Raw genomic sequence first — 13,717 nt, forward strand, 5'->3', positions numbered from 1 at the left:
TTGGCCCCGCTGTGCTGTTTTGATTTGGCCCCACCCTCGTGATGGGTTGGGGGTGGGTGCGCCGGTGGTTGGCGTCCCGGGCGGTCAGGTGGTCGCGGGTTCCTTTCGGTGTTGGGCCGCGGTGGTGGCCAGTCGGTAGGAGGCGGTGCCGGTCTGGATGATGTGGGCGTTGTAGGTCAGGCGGTCGACCACGGCTGCGGCCAGTCGGGGGTGGTGAAGGTGGTGCCCCATTCGCTGAACGGAGCGTTGGAGGCGCAGGCGATGGAGGCTCGTTCCTCTCGCGCGGTGATGATCTGGAAGAGGAGTTCGGCCCCACGTGGGTCGAGGTGGACGTAGCCGACCTCGTCGAGGCACAGCAGGTCCAGTCGGGCGTAGCGGCCGACCACGCGGGACAGTTGCTTGTCGTCGGCGGCTTCGACGAGCTCGTTTACCAGGGCCGCGGTGGTGATATACCGGACTCGGCGTCCTTGCTCGGCTGCCGCGGTACCCAGGGCGATGAGCAGGTGGGTTTTGCCGGTTCCGGAGTCGCCGAGCAGGACCAGTGGTTCTCCGGCGTCGATCCACGCCCCGCCGGCCAGGTGCGCCAACGTTGCTGGTGGTAGGTCGGGCAGGCGGGCGGGATCGAAGTCGGCGAGCCGTTTGGTGCGCGGGAACTTGGCCTCGTTGACCCTGCGCATCCGTCGGCGGGCATCGCGTTCGTCGCACTCGGCCGACAGCATCTCGGCCAAGAACGCCTTGTGGGTCAGACGCTGCTTGGCGGCCGCCTCGGCCATGGGTATCGCCTGGTCACGGATGGTGGGTAGGCACAGGGTCTTGGCTGCGGCACCAATGGCGGCTTCGGCGGCCGCGTCGGTCAGCGCAGTCATCGCCGGCGGGGTCTTGCTACTGCTCATGCGATGGCCTCCTCGAGCTGGCGCCCGCTTGAGGTCAGGAGTTGGTCGTAACCGGCCAGCGACGGGGCGGGCCTCTGATCGGCGGCCGCCGGAGCGGCCGTGGTCGGCAGTGCGATCGGCGGGGTGGCGGCCCGCCCGGTGGTGGCCCGGCGGGCGTGCACGGCGACCAGATCGGCATCGAACACCTCGTCGGCCACAGCGGCGGCCATCCCGGCGGCCACCGCCGAGGCGCTCATGGTGCGATGCAGCAGCAGGACCCCGATCAGGGCGCGGGTGCCGGCGCCGTCGCCCAACGCTTTGCGGGCGGCGGTCCAGAATCGCTGGTGGTTGGCGGTGAACGCCCCCGACGCTTTAGCGCTGGCCAGGGCGGTCGACCCGGCCAGGGCGCCGGGCTTGCGCACCAGCACCTCCAGGTAGTGGTCCAGGACCAGGTCTTCGGTGCCCTTGTGCAGTGAGCGGGTGTGCTGCGCGATGACCTTGCCGTGGGCGGCCGGGTCGAGCACGAGGATGCGCGTGGCGCCCAGGCGGACCTCGAGACGACGCCCGACGTGACGTGCGGGCACCGAGTAGTAGGACTGGCGCACGCACACTCGCGCTTTGGCATCGACCCGGCACGACAGGACGGCGTCCACATCGAAGACCTCGGCCGGTAGCGGCCGCAGCAGCGGCAGTTCCCGGGCCGCGGCGGCGCCGACGGTCTCGGCCCGGGCCCCGATACGCCGGGCATCATCGCGGGCATCGGCGGCGGCGATCAGCTCATTGAGCTCGGCCAGGGAGTCCACTTTCGGGACCGGGGTCAGGTGCCGGCGCCGGAACCGGCCGATCTCGCCCTCGACGCCGCCTTTCTCGTGGGCGCCGTCCTTGCCAGGGATGCAGTAGAACGAATCGAATCCGTAGTGCGAGCGCAACGCCACGAAGCGGGGGTGCTCGAACCGGTCCCGACCGAGCGCGACCCTGGTCACGGCGGGTTTGAGGTTGTCGTAGCGGATCATCCCCACCGGTACCCCGCCGAAGGCGGCGAACGCTCGGACGTGGCCGTCGAAGAACGATTCCTGGGCCTGGTTGGCGTAGGCGAAGTGGAACGCCTTGCCCGAGTGCGACAGGCGCATGCAGAACATGAATATCTTCATCACCACCCCGGCAATCGTGGCGGTGAATTCGCCGAAGTCGACCTCGGCCTCCTCGGCCGGCGGGTGGGTCTGCGGCACCATCACCTCTCTCGGGCCGCTGATCTCGGCACGGAGTGTGGCCACCAGGTTGCGCACGCTCGACTCGGCCACCTCCACTCCTTCCTCCTCCATCAGGCGCTGCCACACGCGGCGAGCGGTATGACGCTGCTTGCGAGGCGCTGTGAGGTCCTCGGTCAACCAGCGCCGGATCGTCGCCTCATGCGGGCCCAGTACCGGCGCGGTGCGTTGCGGGGTCTTACGTGGTGGCGGCACCGCATCGGCCAGCGCCGCGCGCACCGTGCGGCGGTGCACCTTGTGCCTCTCGGCGAGGGCCCGGATGGACAGGCCTTCGTCTCGGGCGTCTCGTCGGATACGTTCGAACTGCTCCACTCTCGATCTCTCCTTCAACCCCTTGCCTCTCGTGAACGTCTTTGGTCGGACGACACGAAACTTAGGGTCTGGTTGATCGAGGGTGGGGCCATTTCAGAGCAGCACTACGCCTCCAAGTGGGGCCAATTCAGACTGGCACACTCAGACGAGTTGTGGGAGTTGATCGTTACCGGGGGAACTCGGCTGCGCGGTCTGCACGATCGGCTGTCCGCTGCCCGTAAGGGGGCCGGCGATGCTGACGTCTGATCCATTCGAGGGCGTGACTTCATCCGGTTCAGCCGGTTCAGCCACTTCATCCGGTCTATCCGGATACCCAACGGTCGAACCGGCACCACTCGATGACGTCCGCCAGTGGCTCGCCCGATTCATTCGCACCACCACCGACGTCGACCTCGATTTGCTCACCCTGTGGGCGGTGCACACCCACTTGGTAGTCGAGCTGTACACCACCCCGCGGTTACTCATCGACTCAGTGATGCCGGGATCCGGTAAGACGACCTGTCTCGATCACCTCTCGCGGTTGTGCGCTCACCCGATCCAAGCCGCATCACTGTCGTCGCCCGCGTTGCTCGCCCGGGTCCTCGCCAACGGGCCGCGCACCATCCTGATCGATGAGGCCGACCGATCCCTCGACCCGAAGAAAGAGGGAGTGGGGGAACTGCTGGCGATTCTCAACAGTGGCTACCGGGCCGGGGCGTCACGCCCGGTCCTCACCCCGACTAAGGGCGGCGGCTGGGACGTCGACGAGATGGCAACGCACGCCCCGGTGGCGATGGCGGGGAACTCTCCGAACCTGCCAGAGGACACCCTCTCGAGGTGCGCCCGGGTGCTGCTCATGCCCGACCTTGACGGCACGGCCGATGAGAGCGATTGGGAGATGATCGAGCCTGACGCCCTGGATCTCGCTGAACGAATCCAGGCGTGGTGCGACTTGATCCGTGACGAGGTGCGTGGGGTACGTCCACCACTACCGGAGGGGATCAAGGGGCGTGCGCGTGAGCGGTGGCTACCTCTCAAGCGAGTGGCACATATGGCGGGGGGTCGTTGGCCGGCCGCCGTTGACACTCTCGCCACGGCCGAGGCTGATCGTCTCGCGGTCGAGGCCGAGGACGGTCTCATGCGTAAACAACGTCACATGCTGCTTGTAGAGCACCTGGCCGACGTGTGGCCTGAGGGGGAAGCGTTCATCCCCACCGCACGCCTCCTCGACGCGCTCAAGCACGAGCACCCCGAGGAGTGGGGAGAGTTCTCAAAGCTGGGACGCCCGCTCACCTCGCAAGCGATGGGCCGCATGATCGCCGGGAAGTTCGGAGTCCACACCTCCCGACCGGACACGAACGGGCCCCGCGGGTACCTGTTCGCGGACCTCGATCCGGTTCTGCGCCGGTTGGGGATGGGGGGACCGGATAAACCGGATGAACCGGCTGAACCGGCCGAACCGGATAAACCGGCTGAACCGGATGAAGTGGCTGACCAGGGCAAATGCCGAGTCTGTGGTCAAACACTGTTGTTGCCTTCCCCATCCGGTGTCTGTTCGCGCCGGGACGTGGACCACGACTTCGCGCGGGGGGCATGATGCCCGACCTACGCCCCCTCGCGCCGCTCGTGACCGGCCGCATGTCCACCGAATCCCTCGACGCGCTCGACGCCACCCTCATCGAGTGGGCCGGAGTGCCCCTGCACTCCGCGACGGTTGACGACCTCAACGCCGCCACACGCTCACTCGGACTGTTCCGAGACGCAGCAATCAACGCGTACGCCGACCAGCTCGCCGCGGCCGGCATGGACGACATCGAGAACCATGCGAACGGAGACGCCCAGTGATCCCCGACCCTGACCTGTTCGCCGCCGCCCGGTGCGTGGGCCGCTGGACCGACTGGGAAACCGACGCCCTCGATGGGGAGACCGCAGTCGACCGTCTCGAGCGGCTCCGGTGGGCCGCCACCCAATGTCAGCGGTGTACCGCCTTCAGCGCCTGCCAAACGCTCGCAGATCAGACCCCGAAGAATCACCTCCAACACCACGTGTGGGCCGGAATCGTGCCCCCGATCGCTAAGGACACCCCATGAAGCTTCAGCGAGCCCGCGTGACCCCAGTAGTCCGCGCCTACCCCGACCATTTCACTCACGATGTTCAGATCGAGCTCGGATCGCTCCGTTTCGAGATGACCGCGGACGAGGCGCACGCCCTGGCCGATGCCCTGGTCGACGCCGCCGAGAAGGGTGGGCCGGCCGATGCAGCGTGAACTACGTGACCACCTCGTCGACCTGGCGCTTCAGCGTTGGTGCGACACCACCCTCGACGAGGCGACCGTCGAGGACCTGCGGCTGGCACGAGACCGTCAGGCCGCGTGGATCGAGCTGAAGCGAGGTATCCGCAATGTTTGATCGTCAGGCACTCGCCGTGGTCATCGCAGGGCTGGACGGCCACAACCCGAACGTGACGCTGATGTCCAACGGCAATCTCGTCTCGACCCCCGGCAATGGGCCCTCGGACCTACAGCTGGCCACCGACGACATGCTGAGTCAGAGGATGCCGACGGTGGCGGTGCAAGACGTTGCCCGGGCCGCACTGGCCGTCGCGATGGCGACCGCGCAGACCCTCGGGGCGGGACCGTTCGACATCGACCCGAAAGCGATCGCCGCTGAACTGCGGTTCATGTTGCAAGCCCTGGCGATCGAGGCCGACGAATGACCGTGGTGCGCCTGCCCGGGGGCGACCTCGTCCTCACCCCGCCGCAGGCGCGGCGCCTGGTGGTCGCCCTGTCGGCGTGCGAGAAGATCGTCCGCCGCCAGGGTGGCCGCCTCCCCGCCGACGTGCGGCGCCTGGCCGTGGACCTCGGTGCCGCCGCAGGCACAACGGAACCCGCCTCAGAGGCCGCGGACGACGGTATCGACTATGAGCAGATCACCACGGCGACCGCCGCGCAGCTACTCGGATGCAGCCCGCGCAACGTCCGCAGCCTTGTCGCGCGTGGCAGGCTCACCGGCCGCCGTCACGGGAGTGTCTTGCTCGTCGCCCGCGACGAAGTCGAGGCCCGCGCCGCACGCCAGCAAGAACACCAACGGAACGGTCACGCTGCATGACGTCGAACTGCTGAAAGCGGGGACGTGTCCGGCCTCAACAGGGCCGGCCACGTTCACCCCTGCTGACCTGGCCGCCGCGGTGGCCGCGCAGCACGCCCACGACTACCGGCTACCCCGCCTCAAGCTCGGTCACGTCACCCCGGCGCCCGGATCACCCGCCATCGGATTCGTCACCAACCTTCGACTGGCCAACGCCGGCCGCACCCTCATCGGGGACCTCGAGTCCATCCCCGCCGCCCTGGCCCGGCGGCTACCCGTCGAATACCCCGACCGCTCCATCGAGGGCGTGTTCAGGGACGGCCCGCACCGCTTCCGCCTCATCGGCTTGGCGCTACTCGGTGCCGAACAGCCCGCAGTCGGCGGCATGACCTCCCTACGAGGTCTGGCCGTCGCCGCATCCCTCGCCCGCAACAACCCGACCCGGCCGTCCGGCTGGGTTTCACGATAGGAGAAACCATGCCCCTGTACCCGGGTCATACCGACCTCAACGGGAACCTCATCACCGTCGACGAGGCCCTGAATCACCCCACCGTCATCACCGAACGGCTCGCTGACCTGACCTTCGACACGGTCCTCGTGGACAAGGTGTTCGGCACGGTCGGTCAGCCCGTCACCGGCGGCGCCGTCATCTACTCCCAGACCACCGAGAAGCATCTCTTTGTCGAGGGTGTCGCCGACCGCAAGCCGGGCGATGAATACCCCGTCATCTTCTCCGAGAAGCCCGACGCGCAGCTCGCCCGAGTGCAGGACTTCGGCGGGAAGTTCCCCGTCACCGACGAGGCCCGCCGCCGCAACAATTCGATCGACTTCGACAACGCGGTCACCCGCCTGGCGAACACGATCACCCGCAAGCTCAACTCCCGCGCAATCGAAACCCTCGAGGCCGCCCTCGGCACCCTCGACGACGGTGGAGAGATCGCCGGCCACCCGTGGACCGACCTGGCCCTCGACGGCGCCACCCCGACCCCGGCATCCGAGCGCCCGACCGCCGACCTGGCCGCCGCGCAGCTCGCCGCCGACGAGGACGAACTCGGCATCACCTACAGCATGTTGCTGGTGCATCCGCGCCAGCGTGCCGCCCTGGCCACCGCCTACGGGGAACGCCTCAAGGCCGTCATGGACGCCGCCGGGATGACACTCGCCTCGACCACGCAGGTGCCCGCCGGCACCGCCTACGTCGTCGACCCCGGCACCGTCGGATTCGTCGACTACGAGATGCCCCTGACCAGCGAAACGTGGGACGACCGAGAGCACCGCCAGACCTGGGTGCAGTCGTACGCAATGCCCGTCATGGGTGTTACGTCGCCGCGCTCGGTCCGCAAGCTCACCGGCCTCGCCGCCTGACCCGAAAGGACACAACCATGACATACAACAATCCCGCCCGAGACCTCTACAACGACGGCTCGGACATCACCTGCCGCGCCGACGCCGCCGTCACCGGTAAGACCTTCGCCGCCGTGACCGGCCCCCGAGTCGACAACCTCATCACCATCGCCACCGCCGCCACCGGGGCCCGCGCCGCCGGCGTCATCAAGTACGACGCCGCAGCCGACGACCTCGTCGGAATCGCCCGCGGATCCGGCCGCATCATCACCGTCACCGCCGGCGGGGCGATCACCGCAGGCGACGACGTCCAGGTCGGCACCAACGGCCGAGCGGTCACGCACACCGACGGTCTGGTCGTCGGCTACGCCGTGGACACCGCCACCAACGGCACCGACGTGCCCGTCTCCCTCATCTAGGAGTACCTGTGACTATCGAACTCACCGACGATCAGGTCGCCACACTGGCCGCCGCACTCGGACTCGACACCACCGACCCGGCCGCCGACGACCTCGTCGCCGCGATCCTCGCCGGCCGCGAACCCGCCGAAACAGACCCCGACCTCACCACCGTCGAAGCCTCCACCCTCACCGAGCTTCAGACCCTCGCCGCAGACGGACTCAAGTGGAGAGACCGGCAGCGCCACGACCGGGCCGAAACAGTCGTCGCCGCCGCAATGGACGCGAACAAGATCACCGCAGCAAGCCGCGCCCGGTGGGTACAGCGGATGCTCGTCGACCCCGACGACACCGAAGTCACCCTCTCCCGCCTTCCTGCCGACCTCATCCCACGCAGCGAGATCGGCCGCGGCGGCTCCGACGCCCTCGACGAGGACACCGGCGATACCCCTCGCTGGGTCCGCTAACCCACAGACCCCCGTGGCGCGGCCTTCCTGACGCGCACACGGGCCGGCGGGCACACGGGACCAGCGAACCCGCCCGCCACCACAGAGCCCCGCACGAGCCTCGTCACCCCGTGCGGGGCTCTCCCACAACAAGAGCCGCCCCAAAATGTCGAGGCCGGTAGGGGCCTGACCCCCCCGCTCCGGAGTCAGGCGCTTTTTTACACAGGTCTGAAAGTTGTGGGTCGGGTTCGGCTGAAGCGCAACACTCCGGCCGGCGGTGGGTGACGATCGGTCCATGAGCGTAAAACTGGAGTGGAGTGGCTTCGACGAGAAGGACCTCGAGAAGGCACTGAACGCCGAGCTGGCCAAGGTTGATGGCAGCAACGAGTCCGCGGTCGTGGACGCCGTGAAGCGGGCGACGAAGAAGGTGTTCGGCAAGCCGATGAGCACAACTGATGCCCGGAAACTGGCTCGCAAGATCATGCGTGGCAAGTAGCCGCCGGAACTTTTCAGCTCGGGGAGAGAGACGCCTGACTGCCGGCGGGTGGGGTCAGGACCCCCGCCGGCCTGAACATTCCTCGTCTTCTGTCTCGCCGAGAGGGGTGGCTCGCCGTGGGCTAGGTCTGGTCGCCGCGGATCGGTGACCAGGCCAGAAGCATCTATCGGGGGCATCCTGTCGTACAGCAGGGGTACAAAGTGACATAGTTACTACAGGACGAGTGAAAGGGGATTCAACGATGGCCGCTCCGATCCACATGGAAGCGCACGTTAGTTTCGCCACCGCGGATGAGTCTCGAGTCCGATTCGACGAGCTGTGCCGGAACCATATGCGGATGTCAACGGACGACTTCCTCGCCCTGTGGGACGCGGGCGAGTTCGACGGCGCCGATTGGGACGCAGTTCCCGGTCTCCGCGCAGTAGCTATGGCGCTGCCGATGGTCCGCAGCTGACTCACGAATGCCGGGACGTACTGCGCATGAGGCGTGCGAAAACTACTTGGAGCCGCTCAGGCTTGCAGCAAACTGCTTGAGCCCTGCAGCGTTCATCGTGCTGCACGGGGAGCGCAAGCTGGGCGCGCACCTGTACTGGGAGCTCAACAGAGCCAACCTGCAACTAACCACGGCGGACGGGACCGCGGTGGGGATCGTCGCGCGTCAGGTAGTCGAGGTAGTCGAGTGCGAACCAGAGAAGCACGATGGCCGATATCGGGTGTCGACACGCGCCTACGAGTATTCGCTAGCTCTCGACGGCGAGGATCAGTTCCGCTTCGACTGGCATCCGGATGGCCGCAGCACCGAGGGTAGGCCTCACATCCATACGCCCCCGGGGATGAGGCGTCACTGGATCGGTGGCCGGCAGACGTTTGAGGACTTCGTCGAGAACTGCATCGAGGTTGGGGTCACGCCTGCTCGCGACGACTACCGAGACGTTCTTGAGGTGTCCCGGTCGACCCACAAGCTGTATCGCAGCTGGAGCTGAAGCCTCACCGCTAAGGCGAGGAACCCCTACGGGGTGCTGGTGCTGATCCCCTTCCCCAGTGTTTGCCCGGTCACCATGTCGGCATAGACCATCTGCCCACGACGAGTAGACCCGCCTGCGAGAGGTCGAGTCTGATCGTGACCCCCTGGCATGTCCGGCCGGACACCATGCAGGGAGCGCCCACGCCGGTTCGTGAGTGAGCACACCGGAAGACGTTGAGTGGATGGGCGAACGTCCCTGAAACGCCCGTACAGACGGCACGCTGAGCGCCGATCCCGCCCCGCCCGACCATCTTGGGCCGGGTGAAGGGGAACCGCGCTCAGGGCCGCTGCTGGGCTGTCTTGACGGCGTCGATGATCGCGAGCGCGAACTGCTCAGCCTCAGCGGGCGTGAGGTCGCATTCAGGGTCGAATACTCGGATGAAGGTGGGGCCGGCGTCGAGGCCGTCGAGGCTCAGTCGGTCCTCTGCGAAGAGGCCGACGTCCCAGGTGACGCCTTTGGGTGCGAAGTACCTAGCCCAGGTGACGATCTGCGCGCCGGTGGCTTTCTCGGTCATGGCTTCTTCGGGCTCTGGTGCTTGGCACCAGGTGGGTCGCTGGCCGGGGGCCCTCATCGCTGTGCCTCGAGCTGTGCGCGGCGGGCCGACTGCTGCGCGTACTGCGCTCGGAACAGTGCCTCGTTGAGGTCTGAGAGCTGGTCAAGGTTGAGGTCGATGTCACCGGACACGTACAGGGTCGGTGGCTGCTCGACGCCGTCGTCGATGAACGTGGCGACCTCGACGGTGATGCTCTGAGTTCCGGCGGTGATGACACGCCGGAAGTGGGTGATGAAGTCGCCGTTGACGGGCGGGATTGTGGGATGCTGGCTGGAGGCCATGACGTCGTTTCCGTCCTGGTCGAGGCCCCGAGCGTTCCAGCGCTACGGGGCCACACTTATCCCCATTGGACATGTATGAGACACGTCTGGAGATGGACGGATTGTTTCCGCCTCTGACCAGGCATTAAGCAACTCGGGCGGGAATCCCTCTACTTCCGCCCCTGGGTGGGCTCAGGAGTAGAAGCCCTCACGCAGATTGATGCCGTGCTCGACCCACGCCTTGAGTGCGGTGAGCATCATCGTCCACCCTTCGCAGTTGCCGAAGGCGTTCTCCGCGCCGCCGGGCGTCACGCGCCAGGCCCGCTCGGTGATCGTGACCAGAGTGCGCGCGCCGTCGTCGATCGGTTCGAACTCGAAGACCGTGGTGGTCTCGGGGTCCATGGCCTCGGCGCCATCCCATCTGATGACCAGTCGCCGGGGTGGATCGGCCTCGACCACCGTCACCGGGAATCGCCCGGGGAAGTCGGCGAACTCCCACGAGACCTCCGCGCCCGGCTCGAGCCGGCCACGGGCGCCCCCGGTGGTGAAGTAGCGGGACAGTTGCGCGGGGTCGGCCACGGCCTCGTAGACGGCGTCGACGGGCCGCCCCACGCGACCCGAGACGGTGAAGGTCAGTTCTCTCAGCTCTCCAGACATGTTGTATATTTACAACATGTCTGCCGGAGAGCGCAAGGGTCAGGGTGACGACGACGCCGTGTTCAAGGCGCTCGCCGCCCCGATCCGGCGGCGCATGCTGGACGCCCTCAAGGATTCGCCGCGCTCGACCGGCGAGCTCTGTGCCCTCTTTCCCGAGAGTGACCGCACGACGGTGCTGCAGCACCTGCGCGTGCTCGAGCGGGCCGACCTGGTGACGGGGCGCAGGGTCGGCCGCGAGCGCCACCTGTCGCTCGCGCCGCTGCCGATCAAGCGGATCCACGACCGGTGGATCGGCGAGTACGCCCGCGCGGCGGTCGAGTTGCTCGACGAACTCGACGGATAGGGCGCATAACGACCTGTTTACAAACCGCGTGTGCTGCTGGGATGATCTGCGACAGCATCTAGTGAGCGTGCGGGTCCGTCCACCGCTGTCGATCGGCGACCCGGTCCCCACCGCACCATCCGTTGAGCGCGACGAGACGCCGGGAGTGCGCCATGACCGGGACCAGTACCGCCATCCGTCAGACGCGCCGGGGTGTCGCGTGCACCCTCGCGATCCTGCTGGTGTTCTGCGCGGGCCTCGGGGCCGGGACGGGATCGTCGGCGGCCCAGTCCGCCGCCCTGCCACCCGTGCCCCTGCCCTCCGCCGACCCGTTCTACACCCCCGACGGGCCGATCGCAGATCTCGCGCCGGGGACGGTGATCAAGAGCAGGACCATGACCTACGGTTCGCTCGAACTCGCCACACCGCTCACCAGCACCCAGGTGCTCTACCGGACGACCGACCAGGCGGGCGGCCCGAGCGCCACCGTCGCGACGATCCTCAGGCCCCTGGTCCCGGGGCCCCCGAGGCTGATCTCCTACCACATGGCCTACGACGCATTGGGCTCCGAATGCGACCCCTCCTACACCCTGACCGGGAACGGTGCCCCGGGTCGGGCCGCGATCGCGGAGCAGGGCGTCATCGGCGGGTATCTCGCGGCCGGCTACACCGTCGTCGTTCCCGACTACGAGGGACCGGACCTCGAGTGGACGATCGGGCGCCAGTCCGGCTACGCCGCCCTGGACGGTGTCCGCGCCACCATCGACCACGTGGGACTGCCGGCGTCGACGCCGGTGGGGCTGGCCGGATACTCCGGCGGGTCCGTGCCCACCCAGTGGGGTGCCGAGGTGGCGCCGAGCTACGCCCCGGAACTCAACATCGTCGGCGCGGCCGCCGGCGGGCTCCCCGTCAACATCGCACACAACCTCCCGTATGTGAGCGGGAGCGCCACATGGGCCGGGGTCATCCCCGCGCTCGTCGTGGCCTATCAGCGAGCGTATGGGATCGACACCGACAGCTTCCTGTCCGACTACGGCCGTCAGCTCGTCGAGACCGTCAGCTCGCAGTGCATCAACGCCTTCGCCGCCGACTATCCCGGGCTGACCGACGCCCAGATGGTCCGCCTCCCGTACACCTCCCTGTTGGACATCCCCGCCGTGGTCAGCGCGATCGGGGACAACGTGATGGGAACGACGGGCACGCCGCGGGTCCCGATGCTGCTCGCCGTGGGCAACCTCGACGGGATCGGAGACTCGGTCATGGTGACCGCGGACGTCGCCGGCCTGGCGCACGAGTACTGCACCCGCGGCGTCGCCGTCACCTACGCGCAGTACGACCGCCTCGGTCACTCCGAGGCCTTCGTGCCCTTCCAGGCGCAGACAGCCCAGTTCCTCACCGACCGGTTCGCCGGCCTCGCCCCCACCTCCAACTGTCAGGGGTCCTGACCACGTCGACCTTCTTCTCCGCCCGGCCTCACCGCGCACTGAGCAAGGGCTTCTACAAGGACCCCGACTTCGACTACGAGGTGCGGTGTCTTCTCGGCGCCGTCGCCTACGGCGCCGCCGAGGCCGGCGAGATCCTGGCGACCGTCGACGACGTCGGGGACGGCGATCACGACCACTGGTTCCGGGCCTGGCACGACCTCGGGAGCAGGGTCCACGCCGCGGCGGACCGGGAGGCGGCGGCAGGGCGGACGGTGACCGCGTCGGCGGCCTACCTGCGCGCGGCCACCTACCTCGCGGTCGCGGTGAACGCGGCGAGCGGCCTGCAGTCCGAGGACCAGCTGACGTCCACCTTCCGCCTGCAGCGATCGAGTTGGGAGCGCTTCGTCGACACCACCGACCGGATCGTCGAGCGCGTGACGATCCCCTGGGAGCAGGACTCGATGCCCGGGTGGTTCCTCCGGCCGTCCACCGACCCGGGACCCCGTCGGACGCTGGTGATGGTCAACGGAAGCGACGGTGCGACCAGCGGGCTCTCGCACAACGGCGCGGCCGGTGCACTCGCGCGTGGGTACAACGTGCTGCTATTCGACGGACCGGGGCAGCAGTCGATGCTGTTCGAGCGGGGGATCGGCTTCCGCCCGGACTGGGAGTCGGTCCTCACCCCCGTCGTCGACCTCCTCCTGGGCCGCTCCGACGTGGACCCCGGGAGGCTGGCGGTCTACGGGCTCAGCCAGGGCGGCTACTGGGTGCCGCGGGCGCTGGCGTACGAACACCGCTTCGCCGCCGCGGTCGCGGACCCCGGGGTGGTGGACGTGGCGGCGTCGTGGACCGCGCACATCCCCTCCAGCCTGATGTCGTTGTTCCGCTCCGGCAAGAAGGAGGCGTTCGACCGCGACATGTCCCTGGGGATGAGGTTCTCGTCCTCGACCGCGCGGACGTGGGCGTTCCGTGCGCGCCCGTACGGCAGGACCGGGTACTTCGACACCCTCGCGCAGGTGCACGAATACGCGCTCACGGCGGACGAGATGGCCGACATCACCACCCCGCTGCTGGTGACCGATCCGGAGGACGAACAGTTCTGGCCCGGCCAGTCCGAGCGGCTCGCCGCCGGCGCGGGCGGCCCCACCGAACTGGCGCGGTTCACCGCCGCCGAGGGCGCCAACTTCCACTGTCAGCCACTGGCCAGACAACTCACCGACGCGCGGATGTTCGGCTGGCTCGACTCGGTCCTGGCCTGACCGCCAGACCGCGTGA

At 68.0% G+C, this 13,717-nt stretch carries 19 protein-coding genes and 1 pseudogene; 15 read left to right on the plus strand and 5 right to left on the minus strand.

The window, feature by feature from the left end; translation table 11 throughout:
• Positions 1 to 84: 84 nt before the first annotated feature.
• Together istB and istA are read right to left on the minus strand one after the other, a co-directional pair.
• Positions 85 to 893, minus strand: a pseudogene (gene istB, locus CEY15_RS02285) (IS21-like element helper ATPase IstB).
• Complete coding sequence (istA, locus tag CEY15_RS02290; protein WP_067718656.1) at positions 890 to 2,470, minus strand: IS21 family transposase; 1,581 nt, start codon at positions 2,468 to 2,470, stop codon at positions 890 to 892. The pseudogene istB and the gene istA overlap by 4 nt, the downstream one beginning before the upstream one ends.
• 547 nt (positions 2,471 to 3,017) lie before the next feature.
• Between istA and CEY15_RS02295 the strand changes: the two genes are divergently transcribed.
• From CEY15_RS02295 to CEY15_RS02355, 12 genes are all read left to right on the plus strand, one after another.
• Positions 3,018 to 4,028 carry a DUF3631 domain-containing protein gene (locus CEY15_RS02295; protein WP_176474988.1) on the plus strand — a complete coding sequence of 337 codons (1,011 nt, stop codon included), beginning with the start codon at positions 3,018 to 3,020 and terminating at the stop codon, positions 4,026 to 4,028.
• Positions 4,029 to 4,069: 41 nt separating this feature from the next.
• A complete protein-coding gene (locus CEY15_RS02300; protein ID WP_176474989.1) occupies positions 4,070 to 4,276 on the plus strand; it encodes a hypothetical protein in 207 nt (68 codons plus the stop codon).
• A 241-nt stretch (positions 4,277 to 4,517) separates the two neighbouring features.
• Positions 4,518 to 4,697 (plus strand): hypothetical protein, encoded by a 180-nt coding sequence (locus CEY15_RS02310; RefSeq protein WP_095717109.1) that lies wholly within the window; start codon positions 4,518 to 4,520, stop codon positions 4,695 to 4,697.
• The gene (locus tag CEY15_RS18380; protein WP_176474990.1) at positions 4,687 to 4,839 is read left to right on the plus strand and encodes a hypothetical protein; all 153 of its coding nucleotides are present in this window, start codon (positions 4,687 to 4,689) and stop codon (positions 4,837 to 4,839) included. Before CEY15_RS02310 ends, CEY15_RS18380 begins: the two co-directional genes overlap by 11 nt.
• Positions 4,832 to 5,146, plus strand: a complete 315-nt coding sequence (locus tag CEY15_RS02315; protein WP_095717110.1) for a hypothetical protein — start codon at positions 4,832 to 4,834, stop codon at positions 5,144 to 5,146. The genes CEY15_RS18380 and CEY15_RS02315 overlap by 8 nt, the downstream gene beginning before the upstream one ends.
• A complete protein-coding gene (locus CEY15_RS02320) occupies positions 5,143 to 5,538 on the plus strand; it encodes a helix-turn-helix domain-containing protein (protein WP_095717111.1) in 396 nt (131 codons plus the stop codon). The genes CEY15_RS02315 and CEY15_RS02320 overlap by 4 nt, the downstream gene beginning before the upstream one ends.
• Before the next feature lie 79 nt (positions 5,539 to 5,617).
• Positions 5,618 to 5,986, plus strand: a complete 369-nt coding sequence (locus CEY15_RS02325) for a hypothetical protein (protein WP_095717112.1) — start codon at positions 5,618 to 5,620, stop codon at positions 5,984 to 5,986.
• A gap of 8 nt (positions 5,987 to 5,994) precedes the next feature.
• Positions 5,995 to 6,882, plus strand: coding sequence for a major capsid protein (locus CEY15_RS02330; protein ID WP_095717113.1), 888 nt, complete (start codon positions 5,995 to 5,997; stop codon positions 6,880 to 6,882).
• Positions 6,883 to 6,899: 17 nt separating this feature from the next.
• Positions 6,900 to 7,280, plus strand: coding sequence for a capsid cement protein (locus CEY15_RS02335; RefSeq protein ID WP_095717114.1), 381 nt, complete (start codon positions 6,900 to 6,902; stop codon positions 7,278 to 7,280).
• An 8-nt stretch (positions 7,281 to 7,288) separates the two neighbouring features.
• On the plus strand, positions 7,289 to 7,726 hold the full coding sequence (locus CEY15_RS02340) for a hypothetical protein (protein ID WP_095717115.1): 438 nt from the start codon (positions 7,289 to 7,291) through the stop codon (positions 7,724 to 7,726).
• Between the two features lie 274 nt (positions 7,727 to 8,000).
• Positions 8,001 to 8,201, plus strand: a complete 201-nt coding sequence (locus CEY15_RS02345) for a hypothetical protein (RefSeq protein WP_095717116.1) — start codon at positions 8,001 to 8,003, stop codon at positions 8,199 to 8,201.
• A gap of 530 nt (positions 8,202 to 8,731) precedes the next feature.
• Positions 8,732 to 9,184: a hypothetical protein gene (locus CEY15_RS02355; protein WP_176474991.1), complete on the plus strand. Its 453-nt coding sequence runs from the start codon at positions 8,732 to 8,734 to the stop codon at positions 9,182 to 9,184.
• Between the two features lie 319 nt (positions 9,185 to 9,503).
• Here CEY15_RS02355 and CEY15_RS02360 read toward each other — a convergent pair whose 3' ends face one another.
• From CEY15_RS02360 to CEY15_RS02370, 3 genes are all read right to left on the minus strand, one after another.
• The gene (locus CEY15_RS02360) at positions 9,504 to 9,740 is read right to left on the minus strand and encodes a hypothetical protein (protein ID WP_095717119.1); all 237 of its coding nucleotides are present in this window, start codon (positions 9,738 to 9,740) and stop codon (positions 9,504 to 9,506) included.
• A 53-nt stretch (positions 9,741 to 9,793) separates the two neighbouring features.
• Positions 9,794 to 10,060, minus strand: a complete 267-nt coding sequence (locus CEY15_RS02365) for a hypothetical protein (protein WP_095717120.1) — start codon at positions 10,058 to 10,060, stop codon at positions 9,794 to 9,796.
• A 171-nt stretch (positions 10,061 to 10,231) separates the two neighbouring features.
• Positions 10,232 to 10,696: an SRPBCC domain-containing protein gene (locus CEY15_RS02370; RefSeq protein WP_095717121.1), complete on the minus strand. Its 465-nt coding sequence runs from the start codon at positions 10,694 to 10,696 to the stop codon at positions 10,232 to 10,234.
• A gap of 16 nt (positions 10,697 to 10,712) precedes the next feature.
• Between CEY15_RS02370 and CEY15_RS02375 the strand changes: the two genes are divergently transcribed.
• The 3 genes from CEY15_RS02375 (at position 10,713) to CEY15_RS02385 (ending at position 13,701) form a co-directional block, all read left to right on the plus strand.
• A complete protein-coding gene (locus CEY15_RS02375) occupies positions 10,713 to 11,039 on the plus strand; it encodes an ArsR/SmtB family transcription factor (protein WP_245847141.1) in 327 nt (108 codons plus the stop codon).
• Positions 11,040 to 11,191: 152 nt separating this feature from the next.
• The gene (locus CEY15_RS02380; RefSeq protein WP_176474992.1) at positions 11,192 to 12,463 is read left to right on the plus strand and encodes a lipase family protein; all 1,272 of its coding nucleotides are present in this window, start codon (positions 11,192 to 11,194) and stop codon (positions 12,461 to 12,463) included.
• The gene (locus CEY15_RS02385; protein ID WP_176474997.1) at positions 12,460 to 13,701 is read left to right on the plus strand and encodes an alpha/beta hydrolase family protein; all 1,242 of its coding nucleotides are present in this window, start codon (positions 12,460 to 12,462) and stop codon (positions 13,699 to 13,701) included. The genes CEY15_RS02380 and CEY15_RS02385 overlap by 4 nt, the downstream gene beginning before the upstream one ends.
• Positions 13,702 to 13,717: the final 16 nt, after the last annotated feature.

Origin of the sequence: Dietzia natronolimnaea, from assembly GCF_002289575.1 — a bacterium.
Taxonomy (GTDB): domain Bacteria; phylum Actinomycetota; class Actinomycetes; order Mycobacteriales; family Mycobacteriaceae; genus Dietzia; species Dietzia natronolimnaea_A.